At 29.5% G+C, this 23,741-nt stretch carries 26 protein-coding genes, 1 other RNA gene and 1 pseudogene; 22 read left to right on the forward strand and 6 right to left on the reverse strand.

Features of this window, described 5'->3' with window-relative positions; translation table 11 throughout:
* Positions 1-137 precede the first annotated feature (137 nt).
* The 4 genes from ACX0KU_RS10420 to ACX0KU_RS10435 are packed head-to-tail and all read left to right on the forward strand — an operon-like array spanning position 138 to position 3,607.
* The gene (locus tag ACX0KU_RS10420; protein ID WP_472989826.1) at positions 138-1,520 is read left to right on the forward strand and encodes a VanW family protein; all 1,383 of its coding nucleotides are present in this window, start codon (positions 138-140) and stop codon (positions 1,518-1,520) included.
* 48 nt (positions 1,521-1,568) lie between these two features.
* Positions 1,569-1,871, forward strand: coding sequence for a hypothetical protein (locus tag ACX0KU_RS10425; protein ID WP_472989827.1), 303 nt, complete (start codon positions 1,569-1,571; stop codon positions 1,869-1,871).
* 18 nt (positions 1,872-1,889) lie between these two features.
* Complete coding sequence (locus ACX0KU_RS10430; RefSeq protein ID WP_472989829.1) at positions 1,890-2,549, forward strand: MtnX-like HAD-IB family phosphatase; 660 nt, start codon at positions 1,890-1,892, stop codon at positions 2,547-2,549.
* On the forward strand, positions 2,546-3,607 hold the full coding sequence (locus ACX0KU_RS10435) for an iron-containing alcohol dehydrogenase family protein (RefSeq protein ID WP_472989830.1): 1,062 nt from the start codon (positions 2,546-2,548) through the stop codon (positions 3,605-3,607). The genes ACX0KU_RS10430 and ACX0KU_RS10435 overlap by 4 nt, the downstream gene beginning before the upstream one ends.
* Before the next feature lie 13 nt (positions 3,608-3,620).
* On the opposite strand, the gene ACX0KU_RS10440 is transcribed toward ACX0KU_RS10435, so the two are convergent.
* From ACX0KU_RS10440 to amrA, 3 genes and pseudogenes are all read right to left on the reverse strand, one after another.
* On the reverse strand, positions 3,621-4,472 hold the full coding sequence (locus tag ACX0KU_RS10440; RefSeq protein WP_472989832.1) for a protein-glutamine gamma-glutamyltransferase: 852 nt from the start codon (positions 4,470-4,472) through the stop codon (positions 3,621-3,623).
* Positions 4,473-4,556: 84 nt separating this feature from the next.
* Entirely contained in the window at positions 4,557-5,411 is an 855-nt protein-coding gene (gene amrS / locus ACX0KU_RS10445; protein WP_472989833.1) for an AmmeMemoRadiSam system radical SAM enzyme, read from the reverse strand.
* Positions 5,412-5,436: 25 nt separating this feature from the next.
* Positions 5,437-6,825: pseudogene (gene amrA / locus ACX0KU_RS10450) on the reverse strand (AmmeMemoRadiSam system protein A).
* Positions 6,826-7,148: 323 nt separating this feature from the next.
* Here amrA and ACX0KU_RS10455 point away from each other — a divergent pair.
* Together ACX0KU_RS10455 and ACX0KU_RS10460 are read left to right on the forward strand one after the other, a co-directional pair.
* Positions 7,149-8,012: a response regulator gene (locus tag ACX0KU_RS10455; protein ID WP_472989834.1), complete on the forward strand. Its 864-nt coding sequence runs from the start codon at positions 7,149-7,151 to the stop codon at positions 8,010-8,012.
* Positions 8,003-8,470: a chemotaxis protein CheX gene (locus tag ACX0KU_RS10460; protein WP_472989836.1), complete on the forward strand. Its 468-nt coding sequence runs from the start codon at positions 8,003-8,005 to the stop codon at positions 8,468-8,470. Before ACX0KU_RS10455 ends, ACX0KU_RS10460 begins: the two co-directional genes overlap by 10 nt.
* Before the next feature lie 51 nt (positions 8,471-8,521).
* On the opposite strand, the gene ACX0KU_RS10465 is transcribed toward ACX0KU_RS10460, so the two are convergent.
* Together ACX0KU_RS10465 and ACX0KU_RS10470 are read right to left on the reverse strand one after the other, a co-directional pair.
* The gene (locus tag ACX0KU_RS10465) at positions 8,522-8,668 is read right to left on the reverse strand and encodes a CPC_1213 family protein (protein WP_472989837.1); all 147 of its coding nucleotides are present in this window, start codon (positions 8,666-8,668) and stop codon (positions 8,522-8,524) included.
* Between the two features lie 28 nt (positions 8,669-8,696).
* Positions 8,697-8,828 (reverse strand): hypothetical protein, encoded by a 132-nt coding sequence (locus ACX0KU_RS10470; protein WP_472989838.1) that lies wholly within the window; start codon positions 8,826-8,828, stop codon positions 8,697-8,699.
* A 406-nt stretch (positions 8,829-9,234) separates the two neighbouring features.
* Between ACX0KU_RS10470 and ACX0KU_RS10475 the strand changes: the two genes are divergently transcribed.
* The 11 genes from ACX0KU_RS10475 to ACX0KU_RS10525 all read left to right on the forward strand — a co-directional run bounded on the left by ACX0KU_RS10475 (position 9,235) and on the right by ACX0KU_RS10525 (position 20,374).
* Positions 9,235-9,723 (forward strand): helix-turn-helix transcriptional regulator, encoded by a 489-nt coding sequence (locus ACX0KU_RS10475; protein WP_472989840.1) that lies wholly within the window; start codon positions 9,235-9,237, stop codon positions 9,721-9,723.
* Positions 9,704-10,786, forward strand: a complete 1,083-nt coding sequence (locus ACX0KU_RS10480; RefSeq protein ID WP_472989841.1) for a DUF2157 domain-containing protein — start codon at positions 9,704-9,706, stop codon at positions 10,784-10,786. Before ACX0KU_RS10475 ends, ACX0KU_RS10480 begins: the two co-directional genes overlap by 20 nt.
* Positions 10,770-11,345 (forward strand): GDYXXLXY domain-containing protein, encoded by a 576-nt coding sequence (locus ACX0KU_RS10485; RefSeq protein ID WP_472989842.1) that lies wholly within the window; start codon positions 10,770-10,772, stop codon positions 11,343-11,345. Before ACX0KU_RS10480 ends, ACX0KU_RS10485 begins: the two co-directional genes overlap by 17 nt.
* Before the next feature lie 166 nt (positions 11,346-11,511).
* The gene (locus ACX0KU_RS10490) at positions 11,512-12,891 is read left to right on the forward strand and encodes an MATE family efflux transporter (RefSeq protein ID WP_472989843.1); all 1,380 of its coding nucleotides are present in this window, start codon (positions 11,512-11,514) and stop codon (positions 12,889-12,891) included.
* 106 nt (positions 12,892-12,997) lie between these two features.
* A non-coding RNA gene (ssrS, locus tag ACX0KU_RS10495) (6S RNA) lies at positions 12,998-13,184 on the forward strand.
* Positions 13,185-13,317: 133 nt separating this feature from the next.
* The gene (locus ACX0KU_RS10500) at positions 13,318-14,517 is read left to right on the forward strand and encodes an MFS transporter (protein WP_472989844.1); all 1,200 of its coding nucleotides are present in this window, start codon (positions 13,318-13,320) and stop codon (positions 14,515-14,517) included.
* Positions 14,518-14,682: 165 nt separating this feature from the next.
* Entirely contained in the window at positions 14,683-15,105 is a 423-nt protein-coding gene (locus ACX0KU_RS10505; protein ID WP_472989845.1) for a cytidine deaminase, read from the forward strand.
* Between the two features lie 141 nt (positions 15,106-15,246).
* Positions 15,247-15,471 (forward strand): DUF1653 domain-containing protein, encoded by a 225-nt coding sequence (locus ACX0KU_RS10510; RefSeq protein WP_472989846.1) that lies wholly within the window; start codon positions 15,247-15,249, stop codon positions 15,469-15,471.
* Positions 15,472-15,766: 295 nt separating this feature from the next.
* A complete protein-coding gene (locus ACX0KU_RS10515; RefSeq protein ID WP_472989847.1) occupies positions 15,767-17,692 on the forward strand; it encodes a serine protein kinase in 1,926 nt (641 codons plus the stop codon).
* Between the two features lie 100 nt (positions 17,693-17,792).
* On the forward strand, positions 17,793-18,980 hold the full coding sequence (gene yhbH, locus ACX0KU_RS10520) for a sporulation protein YhbH (RefSeq protein WP_472989848.1): 1,188 nt from the start codon (positions 17,793-17,795) through the stop codon (positions 18,978-18,980).
* Between the two features lie 14 nt (positions 18,981-18,994).
* Positions 18,995-20,374 carry a SpoVR family protein gene (locus ACX0KU_RS10525; RefSeq protein ID WP_472992437.1) on the forward strand — a complete coding sequence of 460 codons (1,380 nt, stop codon included), beginning with the start codon at positions 18,995-18,997 and terminating at the stop codon, positions 20,372-20,374.
* A gap of 84 nt (positions 20,375-20,458) precedes the next feature.
* Here ACX0KU_RS10525 and ACX0KU_RS10530 read toward each other — a convergent pair whose 3' ends face one another.
* Positions 20,459-20,917 carry a spore coat protein gene (locus tag ACX0KU_RS10530; protein WP_472989850.1) on the reverse strand — a complete coding sequence of 153 codons (459 nt, stop codon included), beginning with the start codon at positions 20,915-20,917 and terminating at the stop codon, positions 20,459-20,461.
* A 26-nt stretch (positions 20,918-20,943) separates the two neighbouring features.
* On the opposite strand from ACX0KU_RS10530, the gene ACX0KU_RS10535 reads away from it, so the two are divergent.
* From ACX0KU_RS10535 to spoVAD, 5 genes are all read left to right on the forward strand, one after another.
* Entirely contained in the window at positions 20,944-21,093 is a 150-nt protein-coding gene (locus tag ACX0KU_RS10535) for a hypothetical protein (RefSeq protein ID WP_472989851.1), read from the forward strand.
* Between the two features lie 68 nt (positions 21,094-21,161).
* On the forward strand, positions 21,162-21,368 hold the full coding sequence (locus ACX0KU_RS10540; RefSeq protein ID WP_472989853.1) for a DUF1657 domain-containing protein: 207 nt from the start codon (positions 21,162-21,164) through the stop codon (positions 21,366-21,368).
* Between the two features lie 13 nt (positions 21,369-21,381).
* Entirely contained in the window at positions 21,382-22,242 is an 861-nt protein-coding gene (locus ACX0KU_RS10545) for a DUF421 domain-containing protein (protein ID WP_472989854.1), read from the forward strand.
* Positions 22,243-22,254: 12 nt separating this feature from the next.
* Positions 22,255-22,734: a stage V sporulation protein AC gene (gene spoVAC / locus ACX0KU_RS10550; protein ID WP_472989856.1), complete on the forward strand. Its 480-nt coding sequence runs from the start codon at positions 22,255-22,257 to the stop codon at positions 22,732-22,734.
* Positions 22,735-23,736: a stage V sporulation protein AD gene (gene spoVAD / locus ACX0KU_RS10555; protein ID WP_472989857.1), complete on the forward strand. Its 1,002-nt coding sequence runs from the start codon at positions 22,735-22,737 to the stop codon at positions 23,734-23,736. It abuts the gene before it with no gap.
* Positions 23,737-23,741 lie beyond the last annotated feature (5 nt).

Here is a 23,741-nt window from a genome sequence, read left to right on the forward strand (position 1 = left end):
GGTGAATTATATTTAATTCGTTCCATAGCTTTAAATTATTTACAATATAATCAATTTATATCTTTAATAAAATGAGTATTATTTTATTACTTTAATTCAAACTAATACTAATGAGTATTTAAAGATGGAGGTGTAAAATGAAAAATAATTTTAAAGAAAAAGGCCTAATAACTACAATTATTATTTTATTCATAATGTGTTTTATAGTAACAACAACATACGCCTCAGAAATATTAATAAAAAGAGAGAAAAAGCTGCATGACAATGTTTATTTAAATAATATAGATATAGGAGGAAAGAGCTTTAAGGAAGTTGAAAAACTAATTGATGACAAAGTAAATCAACAAGAAAATAGAATAATAAAAATTACATTCATATATGAAGGAAAAACTCAAGTCCATAACTTTAAGTTAAAGGATTTAGGGTATAAAACTGATAAAGATGAAGTAATAAAACAAATATCATCATTGATATACAACGACTTAAATCCTATAGAAAAAGTAAAGCAGTATGTAGATATAAGAAAAAAGGGAAGACGATATAAAATTAGTGAAGAAGTGGAGTATGATAAATTTTCTAAAGCTATAAATAGATTTAATTTTTCAAAGCTTCCTAAGCCAATTAATGCAAAGCATATATATGAAAATGGACAAATGAAAATTATTGATGAAAAATCAGGAGCTGAGGTAGATAGAAAAAAATTATATAAAGAATTACTAGTAAGCTTAAAGGATAATAGAAAAGAATTTTCTTTAGAAATTAAAGAATTTAAGGCTGAAATAACAAAAGAAATTCTAAAAACTCAAGGTATCAAACAGAGGATATCTTCTTTTACAACTTCATTTAATAGTTCAAATGGACCAAGAAGTGGAAACATTCGACTAGCTACCAATATAATAAATGGTACCATAATATCTCCAGGAGAAACTTTTTCTTTTAATAAAGTAGTAGGAGTAAGAACTAGAGCTAGAGGATTTCAAGAGGCTGGTATCTATATTAATGGTAATTTAGATCAAGGTTTAGGCGGAGGTATATGTCAAGTATCAACTACTTTATATAATGCAGTACTCTTAGCTGATTTAGAAATAGTGGAGCGGGATAATCATAGTTTAACAGTACATTATGTTCCTTTAAGTAGAGATGCTGTAGTAAACTACGGTTCTAAGGATTTAAAGTTTAAAAATAATACAGATCACTATATATATATTCATGCTAGATCTAAGGAGAATACTGTTACATTTGATTTGTTTAGTACAAAAAGAAATAGAAGAATAGAGCTTATATCTAAAACTATAGGTAAAATAGATAGTCCTATAAAATATTTAGAGGATTCAAGTCTTATGTGGGGAAGAGAGTATATAGAAGAAAAAGGGCGTGCAGGATATGAATCAAAGCTTATAAGAAGAATTTATGAAAATGGAAAGATGATAAAAGAAGAAGTTGTATCTCATGATAAATATAAAGCAGTACCTACTGTTATAAGAAGAGGAACCATGAGGCTTAATAGAGAATATTACTAGTAATATTTACGTAGTAGGTAATAGAGAAGATTGAAGGGATGGGGATCCATGATTATAGCACTTATAGTGGGAGTATTAATTGCTGGGGTAGGAATATTATTATCAATACTCTCAAACAACTGGCAAGTGTCATTTGTAATATCTGGAACAGTGGCTATCATTAGCCTAGTTATTACTAGTTTATTTAAAAATCTCTCTGTGATCTCAGGAAAAAAGTCACAAATTAAAATGGGAGAAAAGCTAAAAGCAATAGATGATATAGATATTTGGGGAAAAGTCATTGTTACAGTGGGTATACCAAACATCATAGTTGCTGTTTGGTTATTTTTAAAGCTATATAAAAATGTCTAAGTAGAAGGAGAAAAAAAGTTGAAGAATTTTGTATTTGTATCAGATTTTGATGGAACACTTACAGATAAAGATTTTTATAAAATAATAACAGATGAATATTTAAAAGATGAGTGCAAAGAAATGTATCAAGATTGGAGAGCTAAAAAAATAAAAGATATAGATTATTTAGGATATATATTTAAAAATATAAGAAGAAATGAAGAAGAAATATATGAAGATATAATGAAAATTGCTATTGATCCTTATACAAAAGATTTTATCAATAATATAAAATCAGCAGGTGGAGATTTTATAGTAGTTAGTGCAGGAAGTAGTTATTATATAGATAAGATTTTTGAAAAACATGGAATAGATGGTGTAGAAGTCTATTCAAATAAAGGTATGTTTAAGGATAAAGGAATACATTTTGTTTTAGATGAAACTAGCGAGGTCTATTCTCCAGTTTATGGTATTGATAAAGCTAAGGTTATAGCAAAACTAAGAGAAAAATACAATAAAGTTTTTTATGCTGGTGACAGTGAGCCGGATTTTAAAGCAGCAATTTTATCAGATGTGATATTTGCAAGAGGGAGTTTAGTAAAACTTTTACAGAAGGATAGTAGAAATTTTATTGAGTTTAAAGATTTTACTGAGATTTGGGATTGGCTGAAAAAGTACCTTGAGGAGTGGAGTAAATGAAAGCTATAAATAATAGAATATCTATTCCATCTATATTGGAAGTAGGAAAAGGGAATTTAAGTAATATAGGAAATTTAATAAGAAAAGGCAACTTTAATAAGGCTGGAGTATATTTTGGTGAAGGAATATATGAGTTATTTGGAGAAACTATTATAGCATCTTTAAAGGAAACAAAAATTCAAATTTCTAATATTGGAACAGTTAGTGATATAGATTTTCAACATATTTCTATAAAGGCTTTCGATATTGAAAATGATGTAGATGTACTCATTGGAGTTGGTGGAGGAAAAGCTATAGATGCAGTAAAATATATGAGTTTTTTAAGAGAAATCCCATTTATAAGTGTTCCTACATCCACATCAAATGATGGCTTTGCAAGTTCCAATGCTTCATTAATGATAAATAAAAAAAGAATTACTCTTCACTCAAAAACACCCTATGGAGTTATAGTTGATATTGATGTAATTAAGGGTGCTCCAGAAAAATTTATATATTCAGGAATTGGAGATTTGGTATCAAATATAACTGCTCTTTATGATTGGAAATTTGAAGAGGATAATAAAAAAACAGTTATGGATGATTTTGCTGTCCTAATATCCAAAAAGGCAGTAAATAGTTTTGTAAGAACTGAATTTAAAACTATAAAGGATGATTTATTTTTAAAAGAGTTAGTAGATTCCCTTACTCTAAATGGAATAGCTATGGAGATTGCTGGAAATAGTTCTCCAGCTAGTGGATCAGAACATCTCATTTCCCATGCTTTAGATAAGGTATTAGAAGAACCACAGCTTCACGGAATACAGGTTGGAATTGCTACTTATATAATGTCAAAAATACAAAAACATAGAGAAGAGAGAATTAAAAAAGTCTTAGAGGATACAGGATTTTTTAAATATGCGGAAAGTATAAAAATGAAAAAAGAAGACTTCAAAATGGCAATAGAACTTGCGCGATCAATGAAGCCTAGTAGATTCACATATATACATGTTGAAGAAAATATGGAAATTGCTAAAGGGATTATTGATGAAGATCCGATACTTACTAAAATATTAGTTTAGTAAATAGATTAAACTAATATTTAAAATGTAAATACCAAGATGAATCTAGAGGGTATCTTATAAAAAGACCTCTAGAAGTTTTTTTGTCAGTAAGTCTTTGATTAGACATAAATTCATTATATATTCTATATAAACGTTTAAAATTAGGGCGAGAAACAGAAGGTAATAAGTAGGATGATACAGTAGAGTCTTTTTTTCTATTTTTATTTAATTCCTGAATTACTTCTTTAACAGTTTTAATACCCATACCATGACCATAGTAAGTTCCATTACTTAAGTCCATAATATTTTCACCCTGCCATTCTGGAGTTTCAGGGTTAACATCAGGATTTTTAACATATCTACGATCTCCAGGTATATAATCTGAAACATCTTCCATATAACCAAGTTCTTTAAGGTTATGATCTAGTGCACGCCAATTCATTAAATAAATCCTTTTAAATATTATATTAAAAAGCTTTTCTGGAAATACATCTAGAAGTGCCTTGTAATGGAGTATAACTATTGCTGTAGAACATTCGGTGCCATACTCAGAACTATTTTTATAGATATCTCTTATAGCATCAGAAGGTTTTACATCTGCTTTTAATAAAAAACCACCTTCGCTTGTTCTTCTCCAATAATTAGGGTTACATATAGCTTCTTCAAAGACTTTAAAATCAAAACTAGTATAATGTAAATCTATAGATGCTTCGATAATGGCCTTTCTAAACTTTAACTCGAAAATTAATTCGTCTAAGGAATTATATTTGTACACAGTGCTACTAGATTCAAGTATGTTTAAAATTTTTTTCTCTATACTATTATCATAATAATCATCTAAAATTTCATCAATATTAAATGTACTTGTTGAAATTTTAATCATTTCGCTCCTCCTCATAAATATACTATGCTGATTTTATAGTATGCAATAGTAAAAGGGGGGGTGAAATAGAATAGTAAAGTCATTTTAAATATTACCTAGTTTTACTCTACTTAGATACTTTTCAGCTATTTCTTTGGCTTTAAACATAAAGTTTACATCTGTAGCTGGATTATCTAACTTATACCTTGGAAAGTATCTTGAAAGATGAAGTGGAATATCGCTACTTATAACGCTTAAAAATTTTGCGATTTCTTCTACCTCATTTAAGTTATCATTTTCTCCACTTACAAGTAGGGTGGTTATTTCTACGTGACATTCTTTTGCGGCTATTTCAATAGTTTTAAGTACGGGTTTAAGGCTACCGCCACAGATTACATCATAGTATCTATTGGTAAAGGCTTTTAAATCTATATTCATTGCATCTACATAAGGTAATAGCTGCTTTAAAGGTTCTTCACTTATATATCCATTAGTAACGACGACTACTGAAGTATTTTTATTTTTTTCTTTGAGAAGCTTTGCACAGTCATACACATATTCATACCAGATACTAGGTTCATTATAAGTAAAAGCTACACCTACACTATCTTTATTTGATAATATTGTATCTACCAAATTTTCTTTAGATACAAATTCACTATTAGGCTTAAATTGAGAAATATTATAGTTTTGGCAAAATCCGCATACAAAATTACAACCATAGCTTCCTACAGACAAAATATTAGTACCAGACTTATAGTAGTGAATAGGTTTTTTCTCAATAGGGTCTAGGGCTATGGAAGTTATCTCTCCATAATTCAAGGTATATAGCTTGCCATTTTCATGACTTCGTACATTACATTTGCCAATATGTCCATTTTCAATAACACAGTTATGAGGACAAAGATAGCAATGTATTTTATCATCTAATTTTTCATAGAACATTGCCTCATGTTTCATAGATAAAGACTTCCTTTCATAAAATCTATTTTTCTATATGTCTTATAACTTTAAATCTTTCAACAGTATAAGCTTCATTTTCTGAGATGCCTGCTTTTCTCAAGGCAATTGAAACTTGATTATCTACAGTATCTACTCCTTCAAGATTAGGAAGAAGAAGTCCAGTATGTCCAAGACTCTTTACAATAACTCCATATATTTTTGGATCTAATTGATTTTTAGTAGTTATTTCAGGTTCTGTAAGTATATCAACTGAAAAATCTATATCTAGAAGTTCATCTTTTCACACTTTATAGAACCGTGGATCATAAATACCGGCTTCAATAGCATTATTTATAATTTCTTTAGCTAGAGAGGAGGTTGTAGGTAAAATAGTTCCAATACATCCTCGAAGTTCACCTTTCTTTTTTAAAGATACAAAAACTCCTCTTTTATTATTTTTCATATCTTCAGTTATATAGTCGGGTAGATGTTGAAGCTTATCTCCAGTAGTTAAATAAGTAGTGAGACTTTCACGAGCAAGTTTTACATAAAGGTCATCTTGCTGAGATTTTATTAGACTTTTCAAATCTTCAAGCTTTGAGGTATCTTTAGAAATAATATTAAATTTCATAACTCCATATCCAATTCCAAAGATTCCTTCGTAGCTTAAAAGTTCCCCACTGAACTTCTTGCCTTCAAGAGCTCCGAGCATTATAACTACAGAATTTCTTCCACATTCACCTGCATTAGAGACAGTTGTATTATCCATATTTATAGCATTTACAGTGTCTCCGTTTTTAAGATGATTAAGAAATTCTCTATCAAATTTTTCACCATAGGGACTATATTTATAGGGACTTTCTTCTTTAAGTTTATGAGATAGGTCACCACTAGCTATAAAAACAGTATCTTCACTTAATTCATCTACTGCCTTTGCTATGGTCATTCCAAATTTATAAAGCTCTATATCACTAAGAGGAGCATAAGTTATGTGAATAAGTTTAAAGTTGCTATAGTGTTTGTTAATAAAATATAAAGGTACTAAAGCTCCATGGTCTAGATTAACCTTGTCACAATATTTTTGAAGGAAATTATTTGTAATAAGAGTTGATGAAATACCTTGATCTAGAGTTATTTCATAAATTCTATCTGTAAGCGCTTTATTTATAGATAAGTCCATATTAATTTCAGGCACTCCAAAATCTTTTAGGCTTCCAGAAATACTATCTTCATAAATCATAGTAATAGAATCTTCAAGCATTGTGCCATGCGGCGTCACTAGTATTATAGTGCTTGGTGCTTTTTCTTTAATTTCTTTACTGATTTTATATAAGCTTTCACTTGTAGTTTTGATTTTGTTTTCTTCACCTTTGCCTACTTCGGGAATAACTATAGGAGGGTGTGGCATTAGATAAAATCCTTGTATTGACATAAATTCACCTCTGAATAATTTTATGTTAGTTATAATTTTTACTGAAGATGAGAGTCATCAGTAGTTGGTTACAGTTTAGTTTTACCTAGTTAATATATAACATACTTTGAGTCATGTGTAGGAGGGAAATGTATAAATATTATAAATATTATAAATATTATAAATCTTCATGATGCGAAATTTAAATAATTAATGTATAATAGAATTAATTATCAAGGACTTTACATTAATTGGATTAACTAACATATAAAAACTAGTCGCAAAACTTCGATAAATCATATATGTAAAGTGTATAAACATATGATAGATAGGATGGTGGAAGTATGGAAAAGATTAGAGTTGCAATCGTTGATGATTCACCCTTCTCAATAAGCATTCTTAGAGATATATTAACTGAAAAGGGATATGATGTAGTTGGGGATGCTGGATCACTAGAGGAAACTAAACAAGTTATTAGAGATACAAAACCAGATCTAGTGACAATGGATATGACCATGCCAGGGACAGATGGTTTAGAATGTACAAGAGCCATTCATAAAATCAATCCTAATATAAAAGTAATTATTGTAAGCTCAATGATGGATGATGAGATTGTTAAACAAGCAAAAGAAAGTAGGGTTTCAGGATACATACAGAAACCAGTTGATCCAGAGGAACTTGTGACATTGCTAAAGAGAATAATGTCTGGAGAAGAATTATTTCATGAATTGCAAGAAATATATTTTGATACATTTAAAGAGGTTTTTTTGGATAATATCAATAGATTGGCAAAAACTATTCCAGAATGTTCTAGTGTTACAAATTCAATAGAAACACAACCATCAAGAGGTGTTTCTATTGTAGTGGGGATTATAGGGAAATACTCTGGAAGTATGATTTTAGATGCATCTTATGAAACAGTAGACAATATGGCAAAACATGTTTTAAAGAGAGAGATTAAGAGTAGAGAAGAATCTCTAGCTATGATGGGTGAATTTGCTAACATAGTTTCTGGAAATGGTTGTTCAGTAATGAATCGTAAAAATAAGGTTTTGGGGTTTCGTGTAGCACCTCCTACTATTTTTCATGGAAATTCTTTAAATATATCCAGAACTATCTCAGATTCAAAATCTATAATATTTAAAACTATATTTGGGGATATTTATTTAAATGTAGGGTTTAAAAGAGGTGATGCTGAATGGATGTAAAATACATAAATCCTTTTATCGATTCATTCTTATATGTAATGCCGCAACTTGGCTTTCGAGAAGTTATTAAGCAGGGTATTAACCTTAAAGGTAAGAGTATAAAAAGTTTGGGTGTTATGATGAACTTAGGAATTGTTGGAGATATTAAAGGGAATATTATTTACTCATTAGATAATGGAAGTGCAAAGCAGATTGCTTCTACTATGATGATGGGAATGCCTGTTAATGAGTTAGATGATATGGCTCAAAGTGCCTTGTCAGAGCTATCTAATATGCTTACTGCCAATGCAAGTACTAATCTTTCAGAAGAAGGTATAAATATAAATATTTCAACTCCTACCTTAATATATGGAAGTGATTTCGAAGCTAAAATGAATACGGACAAAGTTTTATGTATAAATCTTCTAGTTGATAATATTCCTGTGGAAATAAACGTTGCATTAGAAAAATTCAATTAAATATATTAAAAAATAAGTGAGAGCTTTTTTTTAAAAGCTCTCACTTATTTTTTAATATAAATCTTCTAAATCCTTTTCTCCACGAGAGTCAAAAACTGCTCTTGCACTTTCACCTTGACCATGTTTTATATTTATCTTTTTAAAATGACCATCTTGTTTTTTATTGTTTTTAGTTTTTTTCATATTATTATTTGACATGATAATCTCCTTTCAGAAAATTTATATATTATACAGTACCATCTGTGTCTTTTATAACACCTTTTGAACTTTGTTTTCTCATTTCATCTTCATGGATAATATTAGCTTTTGAAGTTCTTTTGTCTATATTTTTAGTATCTTTTGATTTTTTATGACTCATTTTAATCACTCCCTTTTAAAGAAAATTTAAAATAAATTTTCTATTAGTCTCTAGTCACTAATCTCTAATTACTAAAGATAAAATATAATGCTACCTAATAGCAATTAGAGACTAAAGATTAGGCAGTTATAAATAGTATAGGTAATCTAAAAATTATTATGTATTATAAAAAAGATTGATTTTAAGAAATATTTTCACAAAAATGTATTGTAAAACATATATTTATAGTGTAATATTACACTATAAATATAAAGCTACAAGGATGTATTTATATTTAGTAAAATTCTTCAGCAAGTTAATTTACTATTATGAAATTGGGAAAAAATTATAATATAAATGAAGTAATATCAATCATAATGAAGCTGAGTAAGCTATCTTTTATTACATAGAAAGGAGGAATGACAATTTGGAGAATTTTACACAAGAAGAGTTAATTAGTATAGTTTCAAAAAAGATGCGTCTTATAAGGAGTGAATATAACTTTTCACAGGATAGAATGTCAGAAGTATTAGGAATTTCTAAAAAAACTCTAATTCAAATAGAAAAAGAAAGAAATGGAGCTTCATGGACCTTAGTTATAGCAGTATGTGGCATTTTTAGAGAAAGTGAAATATTAAAGATGGTTCTTGGAGAAGATCCTCTGGAAATTCTAGAAGCTATAACATTTACAAATATAGATTCCCCGAAAAATTTAACTGGTGGAGGTAGAGTATTCTGGAAAGACATTTTGGTTGAAGGAGGATTTAAGGTTCAAAAGAATATGATAAGTTCTCATTATAGAATAATAGATGGAAGTAATAAAAGGTGGTACAGTTCCTTTGACAAGGATTATATATTAGAAAAGTTTAAAATTCTTTTAGAGGAGGGTAAAGATTATGAAGAAGAAGTTGAGTAAATCGAATTACAAGTTTCTTGAAACAGAGTTAAAAGAGCATAAAGATAGAGGGATAATTACCCCTTATCAGTTAGAAGACATAATGACTTTTTATGAAGAAGAGTCTCAATTAAACTTTATTAAAATATTAGTAATGATAGGTTCAATTTTAATAGGGCTTGGAATTTTAAGTTTTGTAGCAAGTAACTGGCCATATATGGGGAAGGTTTTAAAAATTTCAGTTATTGTAGCTGCATTAGGTTGCTCTACACTTATATCCTTTAAACTTGAAAAATATTATCCTAGAACATCTAAATCATTAATGTATTTAAGTGCTCTAATTTATGGGGCAGGTATATTTTTAATAGAGCAGATATTTAATATAGGAGGAAATCATACTTCAGCTTTCTTACTATGGAGTATCGGAGTTGTAGTTATGGGAGTTTTATTAAAAGAAATGCCTCTGCTTATATTCTCTCATGTACTTCTAATTATATATATAGGACAAAATTTTAATGAAAATATAATTATATATCCTATAATTTTGATAGTAGTCTTTTACATGGCAAATAAATATTTTAACCATCTAAAAATAATAACCTTTTTTAATAATTTTGTAGCACTACAATACTTGTTGTATCTTCTAAATTATAATGATGTAAAGGGGTTATATGTAGCTATAATATTCTTTATCATAGGGCTTGTAATGTATTATTTTAAGCATAATTTAAATCATGATATATTCAAGTTAGAAGGTATTATAGTATTTGGAATAAGTGGACTATTTCTAACAGGAAAGCATATTTGGGAGGAGTTGAACTTTGTAACAAACGGTAATTTTGTGGCAATTTGCTTTGGTATTCTTCTATTATTGTATTTATTAAGTTTAGTTAAAAATGGTTTACTTACACCATTGTTATTTATTTGTGCATTAATACTAAGATACTATTTTGATACTTTATATGATTTTATGCCTAAGTCCTTGTTCTTTATTATTGGAGGAGTAATTCTTTTAGGATTTGGATATTATTTTGAAAGACTTAGAAAACAGCAAGGAGGTGTCATAGGTGAGAAAAATAGTTAAAAATAAAGGTTCTAAGTATATAATTGTATTTCTAGTACAGATTCTAATATTATTATCTATGACAATACAACCAATAATGACAAATATTTTAGGAACAGAAATTCTAATTAAGACACAACCATTTGATCCTAGAGATGTTTTTAGAGGGGATTATGTTCAACTTAACTATGAAATAAATGATATACCTTTAATCTTACTTGATGAAGAAATTTTAAAGTTGGAGAAACATACAGAGCAATATAGTGAATTTGAGAAGTTAGGGACAAAAACTATATATGTGAGTTTGAAGAAAGATAAGGATTTTTATAGTGTAGATAAAGCTACTTTAGTAGAACCAAAAGAGGGAGTATTTTTAAAAGGAAAATATGAATATTCTATTTGGGATGAAACAAAACAAGGTAAGATAAAAGGGATTAGAGTAGGATATACATTAGATAAATACTTTATACCTGAAAATACTGGTAAAGACTTAGAAGAAGCTGCGAGAAAGGGTAATGTTATTGCAAGGGTAAAAGTATATAAGGGATATTCATTATTACAAGAAATATTACCACAATAGATCAGAAAAGACATCTTCAATAATAATTGAGGTGTCTTTAATTTTTTATAATAAAAAATTAATAGCATATAAAGTAATATTACTATATAATAAAACGTGCTTATATTTTAAAGAGAAAAATTATGCTTTAACTATATATTTAAATAGATAATAGATGGGTGATTTAATGGACAATAAATTAACAGAAGGGAAAATATTAACATCCCTCATAAAACTTACAATTCCAATAATGGGGACATCCTTTGTACAGATGGCTTATAATATGACCGATATGATATACATTGGAAGAATAGGGAGTAGCGCTGTAGCGGCTGTAGGAACTGCTGGATTTTTTACTTGGTTTGCCATGGCATTTATTCTTATATCAAGAGTTGGTGCAGAGATCGGTGTGTCTCAAGCAATAGGTAGAGATGATATAAAATCAGCAAAAAAGTATGCTAAAAACACCCTTATTCTTAATGTTATTTTAGGAGTAATCTATGCTGTGTTTTTAATTTTATTTAGAAATCAGCTAATAGGATTTTTTAAACTTGAAAGTAAAACTGTTGTAGATATGGCAGTTGAGTATTTAGTTATAATAGCCCTTGGAATAAACTTTTACTTTATAAATCCTGTATTTACTGGAATTTATAATGGAAGAGGAGATAGCAAAACTCCATTTAGATTTAATGTAATAGGACTTATAATTAATATAATACTTGATCCAGTTTTAATATTTGGACTAGGACCTATACCAGCTATGGGGGTTAAAGGAGCAGCTATAGCTACAGTATTTGCGCAAGTAGTTGTAACTATTTTATTTATTTTATCTGCAAAGAAATTAGATTTGACTCGAGGTATTTCTTTTAAAGATTTTGATAGGGACTACATAAGAGGAATATTTAAATATGGATTACCAGTAGCTTTGCAAAATGGATTGTTTTGTATTTTTGCTATGATTATTGCTAGAATAATTGCAGGGTGGGGAGAGGTGCCAGTTGCAGTTCAAAAAGTAGGTTCTCAGATTGAATCAATATCTTGGATGACAGCGGGAGGTTTTCAGACAGCTATAAGTACATTTATTGGACAAAATTATGGAGCAAAAAAATGGGATAGAATCACTAAAGGTTATAAGCTTGGTATGATTAGTGTAGGTGTTTTAGGAGTATTTGCAACGTTACTTTTAATTTTTGGAGCAGCTACTATATTTTCTTTTTTTATACCAGAAGAGGGAACATTGTCCTATGGAGTTGATTACCTCAGAATTCTTGGAGTATCACAGTTGTTTATGTGTATAGAAATTGCCACAGCGGGTGCCTTTAATGGAATGGGTAAAACTATGCCCCCTTCACTTGTAAGTACAGTATTTACAGGACTTAGAATACCTATGGCTTTAATTTTATCCTCACCTAATATTTTAGGTCTTAATGGAATCTGGTGGAGTATAAGTATTACAAGTATTATAAAAGGTATGGTATTATTTATATGGTTTGAGATACACTTAAAAATAAGTAACTCTAAAAGAATTAACACAAAAGATATAATTTTAGTGGAAGAAACTTTGTAAATAAAATCTTTCCTTAAATTTCTTGTTGAAATTAATTAACTATTTGATATAATAATATTCCAGAACAAAACTATATAGCATATATTAAAATTATAATATTTAATATTAATTTCTGAAGTATTTGTGAAGCTCTTATTTTGAACCTACATTATGCAATAGGGAGTTCAATATTTAGATATGAGTTGAGTTATAAGACCAATTATAAAGTGGCAAATTCTAAAAAATATCTGTGAGAACACCCACCTATCGAGAGATAGGTGTCAAAATCAGAGTAACGGTATTTTGGATTACAAATTTAAAAATATTAATTTTATCTATTTAAAAGAGGTAATCAATTACCTCTTTTTTGTTTGCAAAAAATTTAATATTAAAAATTTTTTTTGTACATACTAGAAAAGTATCACTTTAAGAATAAAGGAGGATGTTATGTGTAGAGAGGCTAAACTTTTACTCACAATAAGCATTCTATTCACTTTTGGAATGGGCTTATCTGGAATATTCGTAAATATATTTTTCTGGAAGCAAACTAGTAGCTTTGTAGTAATAGTAATATACCATCTTATTCAACATATCACTGTACCAATAACATTTGTAATAGCGGGGATATTAGCTAAAAAGAAAAATGGAATATGGTCATTGAGAATAGGGTTACTTATATACGCATTATTTTATACATTAATGCTCCTGGTAGGAAGTAAAGGTATAATATACATATATCTTTTAGGATTTGTTTTTGGAATATCAGGAGGATTCTATTGGTTAGCTTTTAATACATTAAGTTTTGATTTCACATGTACCAATAATAGAGATACATTTAACGGGTTTAATGGAGCATGTTCAGGAATTGCAGCAGCAGTGGCACCTATCACTTCAGCATTTATAATAAGTAGATTTTCAGGAGTTAGAGGGTATAATATTGTCTTTAGTATGACACTTTTAATGTTTGTGGTACTTATTTTAGTAAGTCTAACTTTAAAGTGTAAAAATTATGGTAGTAAGCTTGATTTTAAAAAAGCTATATCTGACAATTGTGCAGAATGGAGTATTATTAGAAAAAGTACTTTTTTCTGGGGTTTTAGAGATGTAATCATAACTGTTTTAGTAAATATACTAATTATAGAAATAACTAAAAGTGAACTTTCTCTTGGGAAATTAACTTTTATTGCTTCTCTTATAACATCTTTATCTTTTGTACTTGTACAAAAGATTATAAAACCACCTAAAAGAAGACTTTCTATTTATATTGGTAATATAGGTGGCTTTTTAGCCATACTAGGACTGGCTACAAGAATAAATTATACTACACTTTTGATGTATGTTGTAGTAAATGCATTTTTTCTCCCTTTTTTTATGATACAGTGGTCTTCTTCAACTTTTAATGTAGTAAATAGAGTTCATGAAGAAAATATGAGAATAGAATATATGATAAATAGAGATATAGTTTTAAATAGTGGGAGAGCAGTTAGCTCAATACTGTTATTAATTTTGCTTACAAAATTTAATGATATCTCAATTCTAAAATTTTATTTAGTAGTTATTAGTTTAGCTCCTTTAGTATCGGGATATTTTTTAAGAAAACTTAAAAAAGTATTAGAGGGAGCTTATGAGGCAGATTCAACAACATAAATAGCTTAAATAAGTATATATAAGTTTTAACATTTATTTAAATTACTCATAGTATATAATACAAACTATAAGATTATAAGGGATACGTAGTAATCTCATAGTAAAGATATCTATGTTAAGAAAGATGTTAATATCTAATGAGTAATATTGTATGGGGGGATAATATTGAAACTATACCCAATTACCCAGGAGGATTATGAACTTGTTGAACAAGCAAGAGAGATTATAAAAAAACACTATAAACACTCTAGACATCAAGTTGGAGCAGCTATAAGAACAAAATCAGGAAAAATAATTACAGCAGTTAATATAGAAGCATATTTAAGAAAAATGGATATTTGTGCAGAGGCTATTGCTATCGGAAAAGCGATACTAGAAGATGAAGATAGATTTGAAACTATTGTAGCAGTTCGTCATCCACATCCTTATGAAGAAAGTAAAGAAGTTAAAGTAGTATCCCCTTGTGGTATGTGCAGGGAGTTAATTTATGATTATGGCTCACATATAAAGGTTATTATCTCTAATAATGATACATTAGAAAAATATAGTATTTCAGAGTTGCTTCCTTTTAAATATAAAAGAAAATAATAAGCGGAATCTTCGTTAGGAGCCTAGGGCTCTTATTTAATTTTAAAATTATAATTTAAATTCATTAGTAAATAGTTTAAAATAGTCTTAATTACATTATTTTGATTTGGTAAAAGTTGAAAGTGAGGTTAAGTACTAAACATGGATGAGAGAACAGTTAACATAGGTCATAAATATAGACATTTCAAAGGTAATGAATACAAAGTTTTACATCTTGCAAAACACTCAGAGACACTAGAAGATATAGTTGTCTATCAGCAGCTATATGGAGAGATGGGAGTATGGGTTAGACCTCTTGAAATGTTCTTAGAGAAGGTAGAATTTGAAGGAATACTAGTTAATAGATTTGAGCAAGTGAGGGAATAAAAAATGGTAGATGGCAATGAAGAGTTATAAAGTTTTGCATAAGCAAAATAACTTTCATTGTCATTTTTTAAATTTATAAGAAATTATAAATATTTTATACTATATTATATAAAAACTAAATTTATTAAAATATAATGCTATATTTTAATAAATTTAGTTTTTGTAACGTTAAAATTAACAAAAAAACATAAAGTATAGTTTATATTCATAAAAATTACTATATCAATAAAAATATACAATATTTTATCAGATCAAAAATATTATTTTATATTTATCCTGAAAAGGAGGAGATTATATGAGTCAATTTTTAGATTTAATTAAAAAAGACGCAGATCAAAAAAGAAAACTGAAATTTGAAGGGACATTTTTAGAATATCTAGATAAGGTGAAATTAGAACCATCAGTAACAATGTTAGCCCACAGAAGAATGTATGATATAGTTACAAGCAAAGGAGTAGGGGAGATTAAAACAGGAGAAAACCCAAGATTAAGAAGAATATACGGTAGTAATGATATTATAAAAAAATATAACTTTTTTAAAGAGGAGTTTTATGGAATAGACAAAACCTTAGGTAAAATTGTTCAATATTTTAAAGCAGCAGCTTTGCAAGGAGAAGAGGCGCGTCAAGTACTTTATCTTGTTGGTCCAGTAGGGTCAGGAAAATCTTCTATAATGGAATCACTTAAAAAGGCTTTGGAGATGAGTACACCAATATATGCACTAAAAGGATGTCCTATGAGAGAAGAACCACTTCATCTAGTTCCTAAGCATCTAAGAAAACAATTTGAAGATATGTTGAATGTACAGATTGAGGGAGATTTATGTCCTGTTTGTAGGCACAGATTAAAGACTGAGTATAATGGAGAGTATCAGAACTTCCTAGTAGAGTCAGTAGACTTTAGTATTAGATCAAGAAAAGGAATAGGGGTCATACCACCAGTTGATCCAAATAACCAGGACGCATCGGTGCTTATAGGATCTATAGATATATCTAAGCTGGATTTATATTCAGAAGATGATGCTAGGGTGTTATCTTTAAATGGAGCTTTTAATGTAGGAAATAGAGGACTCGTAGAATTTATAGAAGTATTTAAAAATGAGGTAGAATATCTTCATACTATGATTACAGCTACACAAGAGAAAAGTATTCCTGCTCCAGGTAAGGCTTCAATGATATATTTTGATGGAATTATATTAGCTCATTCTAATGAATCAGAATGGAATAAATTTAAAGCAGACCATACTAATGAGGCCATTTTAGACAGGATTGTAAAGGTGGATGTACCATATTGTCTTGAGTTAGAAGAAGAAGTAAAAATATATAACAAGATGTTAGGAAAGAGTAAGTTTGATGTGCATATTGCTCCTCATACAGTGGAAATTGGTGCTATGTTTGCTATACTAAGCAGGTTAGGTGAATCTGCTAAAATTGATCCTATTACAAAACTTAAAATATATAATGGAGAAGAAATTGTAGAAAAAGGAACTACTAAAAAAGTAGATATAGTAGAACTTAGAGAAGAGGTTCAAAGAGAGGGTATGACAGGAATATCTACAAGATTTATTATGAAAGCTATTGATACAGCAATTACAGATTCAGAGCATAATTGTATTAATCCTATTGCTTTTATTGATACACTAGTAAAGGCAGTAAAAGAATTAGAGTTAAGTGAAGAAATAAAGAAAAAGTATCTAGGTTTCTTGCAAAATACTATTAAAAAAGAATATCATAAGATGCTAGAAAATGAAGTAACAAAGGCATTTATACATGGATATAGAGAACAGGCTGAAGATTTATTTAATAATTATCTAGATCATGCTGAAGCATTTGTGAATAGAAAAAAAATTAGAGATAGCCGTACAGGAGAGGAATTAGATCCAGATGAAGCTTTCTTAAAATCTATAGAAGAGCATATTAATATAACTGGAACAGCAGCAAAGGGATTCCGTCAAGATGTTACTGCATACATGCTGTATATTATGAGAAATGGTGGTAAACTTGATTATACATGCTATGAACCACTAAAAGAAGCTATAGAAAAGAAGCTAACCTCTTCAGTAAGAGAATTAAGTAGAGTTATTACTCGTACAAAAGTTAGAGATAAAGAACAAAGTGAAAAATATAATGCTATGGTGGAAGAAATGAATAAAAATGGATATTGTGACCATTGCTGTGATGTAATTCTCAAATATGCTGCTAATAATTTGTGGAAAGACTGAACAGTAATTAAGAACTTGGGGTTGTAGGATTATTTCTACAACTCAAAATTTAGCTAAGAAAAGTCTAACTTTATAATATAAAGTAGAATGAGGTGGTAAGGTGGCTATATTTAGGGAGTTTGACAATAGGGGAAGAGATCGGTCCGTTGAGGATAGGAGAAGACATAGAAAGCTCATAGAAGAGTCTATTAAGAAAAATATAATGGATATAATTGCAGAGGAAAGTATTATTGGACAGGATAAAAGCAAAAAGATTAAAATTCCTATTAAGGGAATAAAAGAATATAGATTTATTTATGGGAAAAATGATCAAGGGGCAGGTTCAGGAAATGGAAATGAAAAAAGAGGAGATGTAGTTGGAACAGATAGTGATGGAAAGGCACAAGGAAAGGGAAGTGGTCAGGCAGGAGATCAATCAGGAGAAGATATTTATGAAACTGAAATTACAATAGAAGAACTAATTAACTATCTATTTGATGATTTAAATTTGCCTGATTTGGATAGAAAGAAATTTAATGAAATTGAATCAGAAAGAAATTTTAAAAGATTAGGGTATAAGCGAAAAGGTATACCAGCTCATTTAGCAAAAAAGAAATCAGTAATAGAAAAGTTAAAAAGAAAAAAATCCTATTATAGAGATGGAGAGGAAGAGAGAACAATTGATGAAGAGGAAGAGAGAAGATTTCCTTTTATAGAAGACGATATAAGATATATTCGTATGCGAGAAGATATAAAAAGGGAAAGTAATGCCGTAATTATATGTATAATGGACACTTCAGGTTCTATGGGGACTACTAAAAAATATTTAGCTAGAAGTTTTTACTTTCTTTTATATCAGTTTGTAATATTAAAGTATATTAATGTAGAAGTCGTATTTGTATCACATAGTGTAGAAGCTAAGGAAGTTAATGAGGATGATTTCTTCCATAAGGGTGAGTCTGGAGGGACTCTTATCAGTAGTGGATATAATAAAGCTCTAGAGATTATTGAAAAAAGATATAATCCTTCTGTTTGGAATGTATATGCATTTCACTGTAGCGATGGGGATAATTGGACTGAAGATAATGATAGAGCTATTGATGCTGCAAAAAAACTATGTGAGAAATGCAATTTATTTGGATATGCGGAGATTACATCAGGAAACTATAGACCAACGAGCACAATTAAGTCCCAATTAGATTCAAAGGTTAATTTTAAAAACTTCTCAATAATAACCATGTCAAGAAAGGAGGATATTATTCCAGCCCTTAAAAAAGTATTGACAGTAGAAAATGGGCTTGGGGAATAATGATTCTGACTATGATGGAATATACTATTGAACAACTAGAAAGTTGGAATGATAGAATTCAGGAAATTGTACATGAAGTAGGTTTAGATTGTTATTCACAAGAATTTGAAATCTGTAACTACGAAGATATGCTTTGTTATGAAACATATGTAGGTATGCCTTCTCATTATTCCCATTGGAGTTATGGAAAGGACTATGAAAAGAAGAAATTACTCTATTCCTACAATCTAGAGGGATTACCTTATGAGATGGTTATTAACTCTAATCCATGTATTGCCTATCTTATGAGGGATAATACATTACTTTTGCAAATTCTCACTATTGCTCATGTATATGGACATAATGACTTTTTTAAAAATAATAGACTATTTGTAGAAGGTACAAATGCTAGTGATACAGTTGATACGTTTAAAAGACATGCAGATAGAATTAGAACATATATAGAAGATCCTAGCATTGGATATGATAGAGTAGAACGTATACTGGATGCAGCTCATGCTCTAAAGTTTCATACAACAAATATTAAAATTAAAGAGCTTTCAGAGGAAGAAAAGAAAAAAAGAGTCTTAGAAGAATACTATAGGAAAGCAAAAGCTGTGGATAAATTAGAGGGAAATGAGAAAATACCTTTTCCTAATGTGAACAAGATTCCTTTAGAACCAACAGAAGATATAATAGGATTTTTAGCGCAGTATGGTAGATTAGAAGAGTGGGAAAAAGATATAATTAGAATCGTTATAGAAGAGGCAAAATATTTTATTCCACAGATAGAGACAAAAATAATGAATGAAGGCTGGGCAAGTTATTTTCATTTTAAGATTCTAAACAAGTTGAACCTACCACAAGGTCTTCATATTGAGTTTTTAAATCGCCATAATCAAGTTATTAGACCTTTTCTTGGAAGTATAAATCCTTATTATATGGGATTTAAGATATTTGAAGATATAGAAAAGAGATATGGAATAAAGAAAATATTTGAAGTTCGTGAAATTGAAAGAGATGAATCATTTATTAGAAGATATTTAACAAATGAGCTTTCTAGAGAGATGAATTTATTCTCTTACAATAAGAGTGGAAAAGATTATAAAGTAGAAGAAGTATCTGATGAAGATGGATGGAGAAAAATAAGAGATATAATAGCAAGTAGTGTAGGAATGTCAAGTATTCCCATTATAAAAGTATTAGAAATATTAGGAGATGGAACACTGCTGCTAGAACATGAATATAATGGCAGAGAGTTAGAACTAACATATACTAATGAAACACTAAAATATATTTCTACTCTTTGGGGCAGAAAAGTAGAATTAAGAACTATTATAAATAAGAATAAAAAAGTCATAATATGTACTGAGGACAAAAAAATAAATATGGATGATTTAAAAAAATATAACTGAAATAAAAGTTATAAAATAATTTTCATTAATAAACACGCTCTAGAGAATATATTATCTCCAGAGCGTGTTTATTAATTTTGTTTTTTAGGATACTGTATACCATCCTCTAGACTGCATAGCATTAAATAGTGTCTCTGCGTGACCTTGTTCTTCTTGCTGAATATGTTGAAGTTGTTTTCTTATGCTAGGGTCTACTGATTCTAATACTGCATTATTGTAAGAACCTGATACGTGCTTTTCAGTGCTTAATGCATCATTTAGTAGTTGTGCGTCTGTAAGACCTATACTAGTTTGTAGATTTGATAAGTCTCCTTGTGGCTTAGTGTAGCTTTCAAACATATTTTGATTGTTTACTCCGTTTTGAGATAATATGTTCTTAAGGGTAGTAGCATGTTGTGTTTCCTTACTTGCGAGATCTGTAAATACCTGTTTTATATTTTGATCAGATGACATAGCTGCATATTGCTCATATTTTCTTATACACAAGTATTCAGCATTTAAATTGTCTTCAATTAAAGTTTTTTCCTTATTTGTTAGTGGCATGTTAAAAACCCCTTTCAATGTATTTTATGTTCATATATAGTATTACCAGTTATAATAATTATATTTATAGAAATTATGATCCTAATGTAGTAAAAGCTTTTGAAAGAATACAATCAGCTTTTGATTCAATTAATAATAGACATAAGGAAGTATTTACTATATATTTTAAAGTTTAAGATTAAGTATAGTTACGTTAAGTTTTGAAAATAATAACTTTACATAAGAATTTAGGGAGTTGATATTAATGACAGTAGGTTCAAATGTAAAGCAAACTTTAGCTAGCTTGAAAGGAATAGAAAGTACTTTAAGGATTTATTCAATTCAAAGTAGTAAGGAAGAGGAAAAAATAGTTTATAAAGAAGAACTACAAACAATAAAATCAGTTATTAAGGATATAGAGGATAGGATGAAAATACTTGAATTTGAAGAACCCCAGTATAAAGGAAATTAGGAGATGAGAAAATATGGATATTTGGCTTTTGGTGTTGTTAAGAACTATAATTATGTTTTTTATAACATTAGCAGTAGTTAGAAGTATTGGTAAGGGTAGCTTATCAAAAACAACACCCTTTAAATTTGTAAGCTATATAGTAATTGCTATTATTACTTCTTTAATAGCAATAGGAGTAATAACAAGTGTTGCTTTTGGATTTGTTTCTTTAGTCACGTGGGTTTTGCTAGCTATAGCACTAGATTATTTATCTATAAAAAGCAAGTGGATTCATGATTTTATAAATGGAAGAGAAACAGTGCTAATAAAAGATGGTAAAGTCATGGAAGATAATTTAATGGATGTAAAGTATACAGCTGAAGAATTACTAAGAGAATTGCGAACAAAAAATGCTTTTAATTTAGCTGATGTAGAATTTGCGGTGATGGAAGCAACGGGAGAAGTAAATGTTTTATTAAAATCAGATAAACAACCTATTACTCCACATGATCTTGAAAGAAAGACTAAACCTTCCTCAGAACCTCAGACTGTAATATTAGATGGTAATATAATTGATGAATCACTATCAAATAGAGGATTAAATAGAGGATGGTTAGAAGTTCAATTATCAAATTTAGGAGTATCTTTAGATAATGTATTTATTGCACAGGTGGACTCGTCAGGAGATTTATTTGTAGATTTATTTGATGACTCAATAGAAGTTGCAGCATCTCAAGTTAAAGAAATGTTATATGCTAGTATTTCTAAAGTACATGCAGATTTACTTAGCTTTGCATTAGAAACGGATAATTTAGAAGCAAAAAAGATGTATTCAGAGAACACTGATAAAATAAAGAAATCAATGGATAGATTGGAACCATACTTATTACGTTAGAAGGTGATTAATATGTCTAGTAAGAAAAAGAAAAAGTTAACTCCTGTTCAACAGGAGTATCAAGATTTTGCAAAAGATAGAGAGCCAAAGCGTCCAGTTGTAAAAAACTGCTTAAGAGCATTTTTAGTTGGGGGGATTATATGTACTATAGGTCAAATATTGCAGTGGACTTTCATAAAATATTTTAACTTTACTGAAAAAACTGCAAGTAATCCTACAGCTGCTGTTTTAATAATAATAGCTATTTTACTAACAGGACTTGGAGTATACGACCACATTGCACAATGGGCGGGAGCAGGTACCGCAGTTCCAATTACAGGTTTTGCAAATAGTATGTCTTCTGCAGCAATAGAACATAGAACTGAAGGATATGTTCTTGGTGTTGGAGGAAATATGTTTAAACTTGCAGGTTCAGTAATTGTTTATGGAGTTTTTTCGGCTTTTGTCGTGGCAACTATAAAAATAACTATTAATTGGTTAGGTGGGATGTAAATGCTGAAAGGTCATCAAACATGGGTTTTTGAGTCAAAACCAGTAATAATAGCATCAGCTGCTATTGGAGGTCCTTTTGAAGCAAAGGGAGCAGTAGCAGAGGATTTTGATTTTCTTCATCAAGATGTATGGCTAGGACAAGATAGCTTTGAAAAAGCAGAAAGAAAGTTATTAGAGCAAGCCTGTGAAACTGCAATAAATAAAGGAAAGATGAAAAAGGAAGATGTTCAATTTTTTATAAGTGGAGACTTAATGAATCAGATTATATCAAGTAGTTTTACAGCGCGCACACTAGGAATACCTTTTTTGGGAGTTTTTGGTGCTTGCTCAAGTGCAATGGAAGGTCTTGCAATGGCCTCTTTACTGGTTGATAGTAAAGCTGCCAAATATGTAATAACAGGTGCATCAAGCCATAATATATCAGTAGAAAAACAATTTAGATACCCTACAGAGTATGGAGGTCAAAAACCTCCTACAGCCCAGTGGACAGTAACAGGAGCTGGAGCAGGTCTTGTAGCTCATGAAGGTGAGGGTCCGAGAGTAATTGCTGCAACAATTGGTAAAGTAATTGATATGGGACTTTCAGATCCGTTTAATATGGGGGCAGCTATGGCTCCGGCAGCGGTAGATACTATTGAAGCACACTTTAGAGATTTGAACATAGATCCTTCTTATTATGATTTAATTGCAACAGGAGATTTAGGAAGAGTTGGTCATAGAATTGCTGGTGACTTACTAGATAAGCACGGACTTAAAATTTCAAGAGAGATATTTACTGATTGTGGATTATTGATTTATAAGGAAGATCAGCCAGTTATAGCTGGTGGTAGTGGATGTGGATGTACTGCAACTGTTGCATATGGACATCTGCTTAATCGAATGAAAAAAGGTGAATTAAAAAGAATATTAGTTATAGCAACAGGAGCATTACTATCTCCATTATCTTATCAACAAAAAGAAAGTATACCTTCTATTGCACATGCTGTATCTATAGAGATGTAAAGCGA

The organism is Clostridium sp. X, assembly GCF_055755365.1.